At 68.9% G+C, this 12,656-nt stretch carries 12 protein-coding genes and 2 pseudogenes; 3 read left to right on the top strand and 11 right to left on the bottom strand.

Annotated features, from left to right (window positions below; translation table 11 throughout):
• Positions 1 to 478: 478 nt before the first annotated feature.
• The 7 genes and pseudogenes from AB0N81_RS17890 to AB0N81_RS17860 all read right to left on the bottom strand — a co-directional run.
• The gene (locus AB0N81_RS17890; RefSeq protein WP_365359211.1) at positions 479 to 913 is read right to left on the bottom strand and encodes a hypothetical protein; all 435 of its coding nucleotides are present in this window, start codon (positions 911 to 913) and stop codon (positions 479 to 481) included.
• 693 nt (positions 914 to 1,606) lie between these two features.
• Positions 1,607 to 1,876, bottom strand: coding sequence for a DUF317 domain-containing protein (locus tag AB0N81_RS17885; protein WP_365359497.1), 270 nt, complete (start codon positions 1,874 to 1,876; stop codon positions 1,607 to 1,609).
• A complete protein-coding gene (locus AB0N81_RS17880) occupies positions 1,771 to 2,331 on the bottom strand; it encodes a DUF317 domain-containing protein (protein WP_365359209.1) in 561 nt (186 codons plus the stop codon). Before AB0N81_RS17880 ends, AB0N81_RS17885 begins: the two co-directional genes overlap by 106 nt.
• A 577-nt stretch (positions 2,332 to 2,908) precedes the next feature.
• Positions 2,909 to 4,195: a low temperature requirement protein A gene (locus tag AB0N81_RS17875; protein WP_365359207.1), complete on the bottom strand. Its 1,287-nt coding sequence runs from the start codon at positions 4,193 to 4,195 to the stop codon at positions 2,909 to 2,911.
• Between the two features lie 94 nt (positions 4,196 to 4,289).
• Positions 4,290 to 4,499, bottom strand: coding sequence for an aldehyde dehydrogenase family protein (locus AB0N81_RS17870; RefSeq protein WP_365359495.1), 210 nt, complete (start codon positions 4,497 to 4,499; stop codon positions 4,290 to 4,292).
• Complete coding sequence (locus AB0N81_RS17865; protein ID WP_365359493.1) at positions 4,421 to 5,425, bottom strand: aldehyde dehydrogenase family protein; 1,005 nt, start codon at positions 5,423 to 5,425, stop codon at positions 4,421 to 4,423. The genes AB0N81_RS17870 and AB0N81_RS17865 overlap by 79 nt, the downstream gene beginning before the upstream one ends.
• Positions 5,426 to 5,481: 56 nt before the next feature.
• Positions 5,482 to 6,189 (bottom strand): annotated as a pseudogene (locus AB0N81_RS17860) (aldehyde dehydrogenase family protein); the annotation flags it as partial.
• A 102-nt stretch (positions 6,190 to 6,291) separates the two neighbouring features.
• On the opposite strand from AB0N81_RS17860, the pseudogene AB0N81_RS17855 reads away from it, so the two are divergent.
• Positions 6,292 to 6,390, top strand: a pseudogene (locus tag AB0N81_RS17855) (3-oxoadipate enol-lactone hydrolase); the annotation flags it as partial.
• A 1,039-nt stretch (positions 6,391 to 7,429) separates the two neighbouring features.
• Here the strand turns inward: AB0N81_RS17855 and AB0N81_RS17850 are convergent.
• Positions 7,430 to 8,461 carry a helix-turn-helix domain-containing protein gene (locus AB0N81_RS17850; protein ID WP_365359205.1) on the bottom strand — a complete coding sequence of 344 codons (1,032 nt, stop codon included), beginning with the start codon at positions 8,459 to 8,461 and terminating at the stop codon, positions 7,430 to 7,432.
• 166 nt (positions 8,462 to 8,627) lie between these two features.
• Between AB0N81_RS17850 and AB0N81_RS17845 the strand changes: the two genes are divergently transcribed.
• The gene (locus AB0N81_RS17845) at positions 8,628 to 9,566 is read left to right on the top strand and encodes an alpha/beta hydrolase (RefSeq protein WP_365359203.1); all 939 of its coding nucleotides are present in this window, start codon (positions 8,628 to 8,630) and stop codon (positions 9,564 to 9,566) included.
• Between the two features lie 462 nt (positions 9,567 to 10,028).
• On the opposite strand, the gene AB0N81_RS17840 is transcribed toward AB0N81_RS17845, so the two are convergent.
• The 3 genes from AB0N81_RS17840 to AB0N81_RS17830 all read right to left on the bottom strand — a co-directional run bounded on the left by AB0N81_RS17840 (position 10,029) and on the right by AB0N81_RS17830 (position 11,952).
• Complete coding sequence (locus AB0N81_RS17840; RefSeq protein WP_365359201.1) at positions 10,029 to 10,151, bottom strand: hypothetical protein; 123 nt, start codon at positions 10,149 to 10,151, stop codon at positions 10,029 to 10,031.
• A 174-nt stretch (positions 10,152 to 10,325) separates the two neighbouring features.
• Positions 10,326 to 11,189: a hypothetical protein gene (locus AB0N81_RS17835; RefSeq protein WP_365359199.1), complete on the bottom strand. Its 864-nt coding sequence runs from the start codon at positions 11,187 to 11,189 to the stop codon at positions 10,326 to 10,328.
• 58 nt (positions 11,190 to 11,247) lie between these two features.
• Entirely contained in the window at positions 11,248 to 11,952 is a 705-nt protein-coding gene (locus AB0N81_RS17830; protein WP_365359197.1) for a GntR family transcriptional regulator, read from the bottom strand.
• 161 nt (positions 11,953 to 12,113) lie between these two features.
• Here AB0N81_RS17830 and AB0N81_RS17825 point away from each other — a divergent pair, with 161 nt between their 5' ends.
• Positions 12,114 to 12,647 carry a YbhB/YbcL family Raf kinase inhibitor-like protein gene (locus tag AB0N81_RS17825; RefSeq protein ID WP_365359195.1) on the top strand — a complete coding sequence of 178 codons (534 nt, stop codon included), beginning with the start codon at positions 12,114 to 12,116 and terminating at the stop codon, positions 12,645 to 12,647.
• The last annotated feature ends 9 nt before the right edge of the window (positions 12,648 to 12,656 follow it).

Genomic DNA, 12,656 nt, shown 5'->3' with positions numbered 1-12,656 from the left:
GCCGTGGCCAGATCCCGGCGCATCCCCAAGGCCCGGCCGGCCGCCCGCCCGCGCGTCGGCCCGCACCCACGCCTGCCCACTGTGCTCGTCGCGCACATGCACGTACCGAGTCGTCGCCCCCAGCCACTGGCGGCGCGGACGGCGGGCATCTCCCGGCCCGGCGCTACTTCCGCACCGCAGTGAGGTGTCCGACGCCCGCTGGGCCCTGGTCGATCCTGTACGTCCACCGCACTGGCATCCCGTGGGAGTACCTGCGGCACGACTTCCCGCCGCAGTGCGGAGCCCACCGCGGCCGTGGTCGACGCGCAGAGCCTGACGACATAGCCAACGTTGTCGAGACCAGCCAGGGCACCGACGCCGACAAGAAGATCAAAGGTTACGGAACACTCGCGGGACGGACTGTCGGTGCCCTTGTGTTTCGGAACCCCGTCAGTCACCCCGAAAAAACCGGGGCCAGCTGGCGGGGACACGCTGCAGGTCAGAGCTCGTACGGCCAGACAGTGACGTGGTCCTGCGCCACATGGACCTCGACCCACGAGCCGTCGACACCTTCCGGCAGCGACGTTTCGGCGAGGTCGAACAGGATCAGCGCGCCGCCCACTTCCAGGACAGCCCCACCGTCTTCGGCGAGACGCAGCCGTCCACGAAAGATGATGCGGTCACCATCTTCTTGCAGCGCAGGGGCGGAAACTGAACTCGGCCAGGCATTTCCCGTCCAGTCGATGCCCTGATCCACAGTCCACTCGACATGATGTTCTCGCCCCACTGCCTCAGGAGCCCCCTGCCAGAGCACCACAGCAGTGCCCACTGCCGAGCGGACTCGGACGGACGTGGGCTTCGATGGGACGGGCAGCGCCTCGACTTCAACCAGCACCCCGCCATCATCCTCGATCGGCTTACCGAACACCTTCACCGGGACAAAACGCTCTACTAGTCAGGGGAGTCCTTCTTCGTCTGCCCGGTCAGACTCCGAGCGGTCAACTCCTTGAAGCGTCGAAGGCGGTCGAGGGTGACTTCCACGGATTGCCCCGGCTCGTGACGCAGCACCTCGTCCAAGACCCACAGCCCAGGGGAGGGCTGGCGGAGCCCATTCGGCTTCGGATGTCCGAGCATGAGTGCGTCGCGTACCTCTTGGCCTGTGCCAAGTCGGTCTTGGCGATCCTCGACTTCCCACATGAGGTCCGGACCACAGGAGGTGAAGCGGCAACTCTTCGAGTTCAGTGGCACGCCGTACGGTCATCGTCGGCACCTCTCACTTGACCTCCAGGTTTTCGATGGCACTGATGGGAACCGCCTTCCCGTCCACCGTGGCGGCCCCCGTGACGACGACCTGCCAGGCCCCCCGGCGCAGGTGATCCGGCCGTTGGTCTGGACGGTCGGCATGGGTGTTCTGAAGTAGGGGATATCGACCTTGCACCGAGCGCCGCGGTCGCCCTGCGGCCGTCGGAACCCGCCCGGTCGGCTCGCCAGGGCGAGGGGGCGGGCTACTTGCGGTGGTGGAGGGACCAGGGTGCCCGAAGGGCAGGGAGACGGAAGCTGATCGTGCGGAGGCGGCCGAAAGCGGCCGGTGGGTGTGGCTCGGTACAAGGTGGCTACGGGGTGAAGCTCAGGGCGACGAACAGCGCCCCCACCGCGACGAAGATGCCGGAGCCGGGGCTTGCGCGGTGCGGAGCGCCGGGCCGTCAGCTGCCGGTCGTACGAGGCGGGTGCCTTGGCCCTCGGCCATTTCGAAGGCGAGGTACTGCGCCAGGGTCGCCGGGGTGTTCGCCGTCAGCTGGAGTGCCCAGGCCGGCTGATGGACGGCGCGGCCGCCCCAGATGGTCCAGGTGGGAAGAAGACGGTTGTCGTTCTGGGCGGCGAAGGCGTCGAACTGTATGCCAGGCTTCCTGGGGGCCTGGGGCCTCCCAGGTGATGTAGCGCCCGTCGATGGTGTGCTTCCATTTCGCGTCGGTGAGCGGACAGGTCGCCTCGGTGATGGCGGTCTCGGGAGCGGTGGGGGAGAGACCGCTGCCCCAGGCGTTCTCGGTGGCTACTGAGTCGAGCGTCGAGCAGGGTGCTCAGGATCGCGGTGGGCGCGGAGGCGGTGGCCGTGCCGTGCCAAAGCCGGTCGCTGACCGGCGTCTCGTAGGCCGCGAAGGTCCACTTCGCCTCGCGGCCTTCGGCATCGGGGTCGAAGATCGCGCGCAGGGGCAGGGACTCGTGATGGGCGACGGCCGTGGAGCCCTCCCAGGCCCGTTCCCTGTCAAGTTCTGTGTGTTGAAGGGCCGCTGGCCTGCGCCACTGGTCCAAGGTAGGCGGCCTTGAGGATGCGCCGCGAGAGTGCGTTCTCATCGCCTGCCCACCCGCAGCGGCGAGCGTCTTTCCCCTCTGACCGTGCTTCGCGCCATCCTGATGCCGCAGGTCTGGTGCCGCTGATGGTGACAACTGTCGTGCTCTGGCTCAGCTGGGCCCCCGGTGGGGTGACGTGCGGTCGAGGCCCCCCGTGCCGACGATTGGCGGGGGGATCGTTGAGCTGGCGTGACCACTGTGCAGGAGGCTTCAGCACCGACCGGGCGAAGGAGAAGAACCGCTCACGCGTTTGGTGAATTGGTCGTTCGGCCGGACGAGCCGCCGATCTTCGCTGCTGTCGTTGCGTCCTGGCGGCGGGCCGGGCGGATGGTTCCGGGGCAGTGCGACCAGGAATGGTTCGATCTGATCGCCGGCAGGTCCCGTTCGGATCCATGAGCGGGCGCGATGATGGTGTCTTCCTCCCGTCGCCCCGGCCCTCGTCGTGCCTCACTTCTGTGAACCAGCAGGATCGGGTGCCTTTGGTGGGGCCCTGTTGGTCGACCGCGTCGGTGTAGGGGGTGCGGGGGACGAACCGGTTTTCGACTGTGCAGCAGCTGGTGCCCGGTGTTCCGACGGTAAGTCAGTGGCCTTGTGCGGCGACGCTGTTCAGCATGTGCTGCTGGTGGCGGTGTCCGATTGTCTCGTAGCCGATCACGGTGACGAAGGGGGCGAGCATGACGATGAGCAGGCACACCGCGATGGCGACACCGGCCGCGGACAGCAGTACCGCCGCGGCGAGCACGGCGAGCGTGAGGCCGATGAGCAGCAGGTGGAAGCGGTCGGCGGTGGAGAGCAGCAGGGTGTGCAGGAGATAGACCATCAGCAGGTAGAGGCCGACGGGGAGGGCCAGGGACAGGACGACGGCGGCGTCGCCGATCTTCGCGTGGTGTTCCAGGTGCAGCCCCGCCACGTGGAGCCCCGCCCCCGCTCCGGCGATGCCGATGTAGAGGGGGATGTGTCCGTAGCCGAAGAGGTATCCGCGGTTGCGGCGGTGGGTGAGGATGTCGCCGAAGGGCGTGGTGAAGTACACCCACCACATGCCGAAGGTCAGACCGACTCCGGCGACGACGATGGCGACGGCGTTCGCGCTCCACTGCGTTCCGTCCGCGCCGCCCAGGAGTTCGCCGGACGAGGCGATGGTGCCGACGACGCCTTCGCCCAGGGTGATGATGGCGAACAGGCCGTAGCGTTCGGCGACATGGTGGGGGTGCCAGGGGGTCCCTCCCGCGCGGCCCTGGGTGAGGAGCGGCAGCGCGAGTTCCAGCACTCCGAGCACGGCGAACGCGGCCAGCACGGCGGCGAGCGGCGGCTCGGTGAAAGCGACGATGATCCATCCGGCCTGGGCGATCATGGTCCAGCGGATGTTGGCCGTCCCGACCTTGCGGAAGGGGGGAGACTCCCGGGCCGCGCGCCACCATTGCGCGACCATCGCGATCCGCATCACGACGTAGCCGATGACCATGGTCCGCAGTTCGAGGTGATCGCCCTCTTCGAGGGAGTGGAACATCGCCGGGAGGCCGAGGGAGAAGACGACGACGCCGATCATCTGGAGCATCGTCAGGGCGCGGTAGAGCCAGTCGTCGGTGGCGAAGGCGGAGGCGAACCAGCTGAAGCTGATCCAGGCGACGCTGATGGCGAACATCGCCAGTACGAACGCGGTGATCGCGTGGGTGGCGTGGCCTTCGGCGAGCATCTCGGCGAACTGGGATGCCGCGGTGCCGACGGCGACCACGAAGGTCAGGTCGAACAGCAGCTCAAGTGGTGAGGCGGCTCGGCCGTGTTCCTCCGGGTCACGGCCGGTCATCGGTACCAGGCGGTGCGAAAGACTGCTCCGGCCGGCGGCGCTGGTTGCGTGGGAGTCACTCATGCGCCGCATGATGCCCGATACGGAAGCGCTGACGATCCGGCGCCACGCGGCGCCGGCAGGGGCGTAGGCGGGTCTGGGGCGGAACGGGGGCATGTCAGGTATCCACTCCGACGATGGACTTGGTCTCCAGGTATTCGCCGATGCCGAAGTCGGCCCATTCGCGGCCGTTGCCGGACTGCTTGTAGCCGCCCCAAGAGGTATTGAAGTCGAAGTCGGCGTCGTTGATCAGGACGTAGCCGGTGCGCATCTTCTCCGCGACCGTGCGGGCTTGGCGCACGTCGGTTCCGGTGACATAGCCGCACAGGCCGTAGGGGGAGTCGTTGGCGATGCTGATGGCGTCCTCTCGACGCTGTCGTAGGCGATGACGGACATGACGGGGCCGAAGATTTCTTCGCGGGCGATGGTCATGTCGTTGGTGACGTCGGCGAAGACCGTGGGCTTGACGAAATGCCCGCCTGCAAGCGCATCGGGCAGCTCGGGCTTGCCGGGGCTTCCGGTGATGAGCCGGGCGCCTTCGTCGATGCCCTGGTGGATGTAGTCCTGGACGGTGTCCCACTGGCCGGCCGAGATGACGGGCCCCATGAAGGTGCCCTCCGCACGGGGGGCGCCGACTTTCAGTCCCGCGACTGCCGTGATCAGGGCGGTCAGGAATTCGTCCAGGCACTCACGTGGCACCAGGGTGCGTGATGCTGCGCCGCAGGTCTGTCCGCTGTTGCCCAGCGCGTACAGGACCGCCGCGTGCGCGGCGGTGTCCAGGTCTGCGTCGGGCAGCACGATCTGCGGTGATTTGCCGCCGAGTTCCGTGACGACTCTTTTGGCCGTGGGGGCCGCTGCGGCCACCACGCCGACCGCGACCGGTCCGGAGCCGGTGAAGGAGATCATGTCGATCTGCGGGTGCGCGTTCAGCGTGTCCCCAATGACCGAGCCGCGGGCCAGGACGAGGTTGAACACCCCCGCGGGGACCCCGGCCGCCTCCAGGAACTCCGCCAGCAGTACGGCCGAATACGGGGTCAGCTGGGCTGGTTTGAGGGCGATGGTGCACCCGGCGGCAAGGGCGGAGGCCACCTTTCCGGCGGGCTGGAGGGCGGGATGGTTCCACGGCGTGATCATCGCGCACACGCCGATCGGCTCCCGCCGGATCCACGTGCGTCCGCGTCGTTCGACCAGATCCAGGTCGCGCAGAGCCTGGGCTGCATGGTGGAACTGGGACTGGCCAGAGGAGACGTGCAGGGAGCGGGAGAGGGCCAGCGGGGAGCCCAGCTCGGCGGTGACGGCTGTGCCATGTCCTCGGCCCGGCGGGCGTACTCGGCGCCGACGGCTTCCAAGAGATCCACGCGCTCAGCGGCCGTGGTGGCAGCGAACGCGGGGAAGGCGCGGCGGGCCGAGGTGACCGCCCGGTCGACGTTGGCGACACCGCCCAGGGCGACGTGGCCGCTCGGCCGGCCGGTGGCGGGATCACTCAACTCAAGGACACTGTGCTCCACCGGTGCGCTCCAGCGTCCGTCCACATACAGGTTGTGCAACTCACGCATGACAGCCTGCCTAGCTTCACGGAGGGGAACACGAGAGGCCGGACGGTGGCGGGCCGCCGCCGTCCGGCCTGGGCGGCTACTGCTCAGCCGTTGACTGCGGGGGGTGAACACTCCGCGGAAGCGCATCTTCCCCGAGGCGAGCCGGTCGTAGGCTTCGGTGGCCTGATCCAGGGAGAAGGTCTCCAGGATCGGCTTGACCTTGCCCTTCGCGGCGAGGTCCAGAACCTCGCTGAGGTAGTGCTGGCCGCCATGGGTGGAGCCGATGACCTGCTGGCGCATCATGCGGAACGGCACGCCCTCGGAGGAGATGGAGAACGGCTTGCTGAAGTCCAGGCCGCTGAGGACCACACGACCGCTCACCCGCAGCCCCGCCCTGGCCTTCTCTGCCACGTCGAAGGCATTGGTCGTCACCAGCAGAACATCCGCGCCGCCGAGCTCGGCGAGTTCCTCGCCGCTCGCCACGACGTGGTCGGCGCGGACCGTCCGGGCGTACGTGACCGCGTGCCGGGTTCAGGGGCAGACCCGGATGAGGGTGTGAAGGTGACAGATGAGAGGGTCTGGCGGGTGAGTGAGACGCCGAAGAACACCCTGCAATACCGCTTCGACGGGCCAGAAGACGCCCCGGTCCTGATCCTTGGTGCCTCACTGGGTACCACCTGGCACAGGTAGGCAGAACCGTCTTCTGGCGTCTACGTGGTCCAAATCGAGGCTGTTCGCGCAGGGTTGGCCTTGGTGGTTCAGGTGCGTCAACGGTGTTGGTGACAGCTATGTGACTCGTGAGGCTCCCTGTCGGCCTGGTGCTGGCAGGGGGCCTCAGCGTTCGCCAGCGGCGAGGTGCGATTACACCGGTGCGGTGTCTGGGGGCGCCTTGAGCGTCTGCGGCGAGTGGCACCGCCATGCGCGTTGGCGACTGCCCAGGGTGCTCATAGGTGGGGCGGGTCGCGCTGGTCGTGACGCAACTTGAACCAAGATGTTGGTCTTTGTGCCGCATAACGATCGGCCGGTCTCGAATCGTCGCCACTGGGGGAGTGCGGTGGGGCGGTGCAGTTGGTTCGGTGCGGCGGTCAGCGCGGCGCCGGCCGCTGATGAACATGGCGAGCAGCCCCGCTACCACGACGATGCCGACGATGAGGAAGATCAGCGAGCCGCCACCCTCGACGGCGAGAACAGTCTGACGGTGAGTCTGCACAACGATCATCTACCCGATCTATGGCGAAACAGTTCAACGTGTCGCTGGCTTGGAGGAAAGCGCCGCCGTGTACGGGTCGGTGGACACGCAGCGGAGAGCTGGAAGCGATCTGCCGTGAGGACCGCAAGCGGCGTGCGCCGCCCTGCATCACCGTCGGCCTCACTTAACGTCCCGCCCGGCTTCGGGCACAGGGCAGGTGGGGGCGATGGCCATGGGGAGGCTACGGATGCCAGCCTCACACGAGACGGGGCGGGTGTGGCGATGCGAGGCTCTACGCCGCAAGGGCACAGGCCATCAGGGTGCACGAGGTGGCAGTGTGCGGGGCGGCGATCGGCCCCCTGGCGAGCAGCCTGACCAACGACTGACTGATCCCACCTCACTATCAAGAGCGCGTCGCTGCGCCACGCGCGCTGACCGGAACGCCGACGCGCCGCCCGCGCTCCGCGGCCTCTCGGCGCCGCCGACTCCCCGTGCAAGCGGTCGTGTTCCCGGGGCACCCCGCGCCGAACGGCGTCACGTGCCTGCGGACGGGACCCGCTGGTCCTCAGAGAGGGGCGGTGCGAAGGCAGTGGTGGCCGAGCGGAATGCCTTCCGGTAGGCGGACGGGGTGATGTCCAGAGCGGTGCGCATGTGCTGCCGCAGGTTGGTGCCGCTGCCCAGGCCAGCCCTGGCGGCGATGTCGTCAACAGGCAGTTCGGTCGACTCCAGCAGATGGCGTACGTGTGCCAAGCGGGCTGAGGCGAGCCATTCGGCCGGGGAGAGTCCGGTCTCCTGTCGGAACCGCCTGGTGAAGGTCCGTACGCTCATGTGGCAGTGGGCCGCGAGGTCTTTGAGGGATAGCCGCCGATCCAGGTGTTCCGTCATCAGCGTCCGTGCCCCGGCCGTCGAGGTCCCCGCGTCCTCCCGGACCGGGTGCTCGATGTACTGTGCCTGCCCTCCGTCTCTCATGGGCGCGACGACGTTGTACCGCGCCACCCGGTTCGCCACGGAACTGCCGTGGTCCTCCCGGACCAGGTGCAGGCACAGGTCGATGGCGGCCGCGCCGCCGGCTGACGTCAGGATGCCGCGATCGGCGATGTAGAGCGGGTCGGTGTCGAGGTCGACTGCGGGAAAGAGCCGCCTGAACTGCTGCGCGTAGCGCCAGTGGGTCGCGGCCCGGCGGCTTTCCAGCAGGCCGGCGGCCGCGAGTACGAACGAGCCGGTGCACAGGGACACCACCCGGGCGCGGCGCCGGGCCGCACGGCGCAGCGCTTCGGCGACGGAGACATCCACCGCGCCGGCGTCCAGTACCTCCGGACAGCGGGTGCCGGCGACGATCACCGTGTCGGCGTGCTCCAGCAGGGACAGGTCGCCCTGCGGCGTGACGCCATACCCGTTCACCGTCGGTACCGGGGCCCCGTCCGGCGTGAGGGTGCGTACCTCGTAGGCCGCGGTGCCCGCGCGGGTTTCGACCGAGGCAAGCATCTGGGCCGGGATGCTCAGGTCGAAGGCCACCACCGGTGCGAGGGCCAGGACGGCCACATGGTGCGGTGTCGCAACAGTCATGGCCCAATAGTTGCACATAGTGGCTCTTGGGCCACTTCTGTGCCGCTCGTGATCGGCAGAGACTGATGTCAGTTCCGCACAACAGACCGCACAACAGACCGCACAACAGACCGCACAACAGACCGGGCAGCACCCGGTCGAACACCCGGAAGGTGCCCACCCAGCCATGACTGCCCCCGCTGTCGATCCCGAGATCCAGACCCTGCTCGACACCGCCGACACCGGCGTCTTCCCCGTCCATGGCCTGGACGCCGTCCTCGCCGACCCCCAGCGCTACGCACTGCTGCGCGCACACCCCGATACCCCCGTCGACGACCAGGTCAAGGTGCGAGACCTGTACATCCCCGGCCCCGCAGGACAACTGCGGCTGCGCGTCTACCGCCCCGACACCACCGAAGACCTGCCGATGATCCTCTACATACACGGCGGCGCCTTCACCTACGGATCCCCCGAGGCCGAAGAGGGACGCTCCCTGCGCTACGCCCGCGACGCCACCGCCGTCGTCGTCTCCGTCGACTACCGCCTGGCCCCCGAACATCCCTACCCGGCCGCAGCCGACGACGCCTACGCCGCCCTGACCTGGATCGCCGACAACCCGGCCGAACTCGGCGGAGACCCAACACGCATCGCGGTGGCCGGCGGCAGCGCCGGCGGGAACATCGCCGCCTCCACCGTGCTCCGCGCCCGCGACCAGGCGGGCCCGCACCTGCTCTTCCAGTCCCTGACCTACCCCAGCGTCGACGGCAGTCTGACCAGCGCCTCGGCACGGGAGTTCACCGATACCCCGGTCTTCAACCGGGGCGCGCTGGAACTGGCCGTGCAGTACTACGCGAAGGACGGCCACGCCGACCCGTACGCCTTCCCGATCCGCGCCACCGATCTCAGCGGCCTGCCGCCCACCTACATCGCCGTGGCCGAGATCGACCCGCTGCGCGACGAGGGCCGCGACTACGCCGCACGCCTGTCCGCCGCCGGCGTCACCACCGAACTCGTCCAAGTCCCCGGCGCCGTCCACGGCTTCGACCTCCTCTTCCCTCAGGCCCGCATCAGCGAACACAACCTCACCGACCAGGTACGCACCCTGCGCGACGCCCTCCACCCCTGACTGAGCTTGAGTTTCAACCTCGCTGACAGGAGCGCTTCCGCGGCGGCGCAGCTCAGCGCCTTGACTAGCGAGCGAGCGAGCGAGCAAGCGAGGCCCGGGCCGGGAGAGGTTTCAGAACTCCACCCCGGCGCGGCGCCGTCGCGCAGGAGTTCCGTAACCTCTGCGATCCGGTCGAGCCGTGCTGGGCACGGTCAGGTGCGAAGGCCGTAGGGAACCTCGCCATGGAGCCAGAATGACGGATCATCACGAAGAGTGGCGGCTTGTGAGCGGCAGCACCCTTGTCGGCGCGATTGCCGTCGACGAGCCTGGAATGCCCTGGTAGCGCGGGCGCTTCTCCAGGGCCCGTTGCTGAGTTCCTCCTCCACATTGATCAGGAGCAGCCCTGGTTCCGCTGGAACGAGGGCTCAGTGACCAGTTAAAACTCAAGCTGAGAAAGTTTTCGAGAAGGCGTGGTCTTGGACGTCACGCGTTCGACGGCGCGGGGCGCATGCCTCCGAGCAGGGTGTCGAGGTAGCGGTGGGCGGTTTCGGTCTCGTCGGCGGGGGTGCCGCCGTGGACGTTCACGGCAGGGGCGATGCCGCACATGAGCGGGACCAGGTCGCGGGCGGTGAGGTCTGGGTGCCGCCACCAGCCGTCGCAGCACCTGCAGAACCGAACGTCACGTAGCGCGGCACGCCACCTGGCCGTAGCTACTACGAGGGTGCCGGGCTCCCGGCTCCGGCCCTCACTACGAGGGTGCCGGGCTCCCGGCTCCGGCCCTCAGCCTTTGCCGAAGTGCACCGCGGGGAAGGCGCCCGCTGCTCTGAGGGTTTTGGAGAAGCTGCCGGCCAGTTCGGTGAGGCGCGCGGTGGCTGCCGGGCCGAGGTGGTCGTACGGGGCGGCGTCGAGGCGGTCGGTGAGCGCCTCGGCCTCGGCGCGCAGGGTCGCGCCCGTCTGCGTGAGGTCGCCTGCCTCGTCCAGCAGGCCGCGCTTGCGCAACTGTTCCCGGGTGGCAGCCCATTGCTGCTCGGACCACCCGCGGGTGCGCATGAACAGTGCCGATGTCGGGGCCTTGCCGGTGGCGTTGTGCAGGACCAGCGCCTCGATGCCGGACAGGCCGGCGACCGCCAGGGCGGCGAGGTGCCCGTCGCCCCGGTGTTCGCGCAGCAGCGTCGCTGCGTGCCACAGGGCCAGGTGCGGTTCTTCGGGTATCGGGAGGTCGGCGTTGGCGGCGTAGAGCGGCCGTGCCTCTCGGCGGCAGGCTTCGGTGGCGTGCAGCGCCAGTTCGGCCGCCTCGGTCATTTCCGTGGACGTGAGGGTCTCCTTCCCGAGCAGCCGCTGCAGCGTTCGGTCCGCGCCGCGCAGCCGTGCCGCGAGCACCTCCTCCGGCGTGGTGACGGTCCACGCGGCCGGGATGTACCGCTGCACATGCTCGTGGTTGAAGTTGTAGAACGTCGCTGTGACGGTGCCCGCATCGACGGCCCCGAGCGGTGCCGCGCGGCTGGCGAGGTAGACCATGGCTCCGCGCTCCAGCCCGAGCGCCGCGAGTTCGTCCGCCGGCTCCGGCGCGAAGTACACGGATGTGTGCAGGGGGCTGACGGCGTTGTGGCAGTGGCGGCCTGTGCTCGCCTCGAAGTTAGTCATGTTGTGGCTCCGGTGTCGGTGATTATGTGTGGTCGTGCGGCCAGGTGGGCGAGGCGCATCAGGTTTCGTCCGTGGGTTCGTGGAGGGAGCACTCGGTCAGTCCGGCCGCGGTCTGGGTGAGGTGCTGGGTCAAGACCTCAGCCGCGGTGTCGGCGTCACGGGCGAGTACGGCCTCCTCCAGCCGGCGATGTTCCAGGGCGCCGTCCCGGTCGGGGTTGCGGTGCGCCGACCAGCGGCGGGCCAGTTCGCTCGCGGTCCACATCCGGTCGAAGGTCTCCAGCAGGACGAGGTTGCCGCACCCCTCCAGCAGGGTGCGGTGGAAGAGGCGGTGGGCTTCGGCCCATGCGTTGCTGTAGTGCTCGCCCTCCTCCGGTCCGTACGCCGGGGTGCGGGCCAGCCGGTGGTGGGCGGCTCGTACGCGGGCTTCCCAGTCGACGTCGCCGCGTTCGACGGACATGCGCAGCATGACCGGTTCGATGGTCCGGCGGGCCTCCGCGACCTCCTGCCAGCGGCGGTCGGAGAAGGCCGGGACGGCGAAGCCGCGGTTGGGCAGCCGGTCGGCGAGGCCCTCGCCGACGACCCGCACGAGTGCCTCGCGGACGACGGCCAGGCTCACGCCCTGTTCTTTGGCGAGGTCCTGGGGCTTGAGGGCGTCACCGGGGGCGTGGTCCCCGCGCATGATCGCGTCCCGCAGGTGTGTGTAGACCTGCTCGGAGAGCATCTGTTTCCCCGCCGGGGGCGGGGTGTGGGTCTTCTGAGGCATGCCTACACAATAGACGATCGAGAAGATAATCGATTATCAATGTTACGGCCGATCGTAGTGGTGAGCGAAACGACGGCGGTGCCTCCTGGGCCCATGCGGCGGGACCGTCGGCCGTATCACCACCACCCCGCAGCACAGCACGGCATGAAAGGAACGACGCCATGAGCGCCAACGACCCCTTCGCCCGCCTCCCCGAGGCGGCCTCATTCACCGTTGTCAGCGCCACCGCCACCGCCACCGCCACCGCCACCGCCACCGACGGCGCTGCCTGGCCGATCGAGCAGTACTCCGGCCTCTCCGGCGTTCCCGGGGGGAAGGACGTCTCCCCGCAGCTGTCCTGGAGCGGCGCCCCGGAAGGCACCAGGAGCTACGCCATCACCGTCTACGACCCCGACGCCCCCACCGGCTCCGGGTTCTGGCACTGGGCGGTCGCCGACATCCCCGCCACCGTCACCGAACTGCCCGAAGGCGTCGGCGACGACACCGGCTCGGGCCTGCCCGAGACCGCCTTCCAGCTGCCCAACGACGCCCGCGCGGCCCGCTTCATCGGCGCCGCCCCGCCGGCCGGACACGGCCCGCACCGCTACTTCACCGTGGTGCACGCCCTCGACGTCGACACCATCGGCGTCCCCGCCGACGCCACACCCGCCGCCCTATGCCACCTGCGCAAATTCGTGGATTACTCTGCCGAGTAGATCATGACG

Source organism: Streptomyces sp. NPDC093510, from assembly GCF_040683555.1.
Lineage (GTDB): Bacteria > Actinomycetota > Actinomycetes > Streptomycetales > Streptomycetaceae > Streptomyces.
This window is presented reverse-complemented; position numbering and strand designations above follow the sequence as displayed.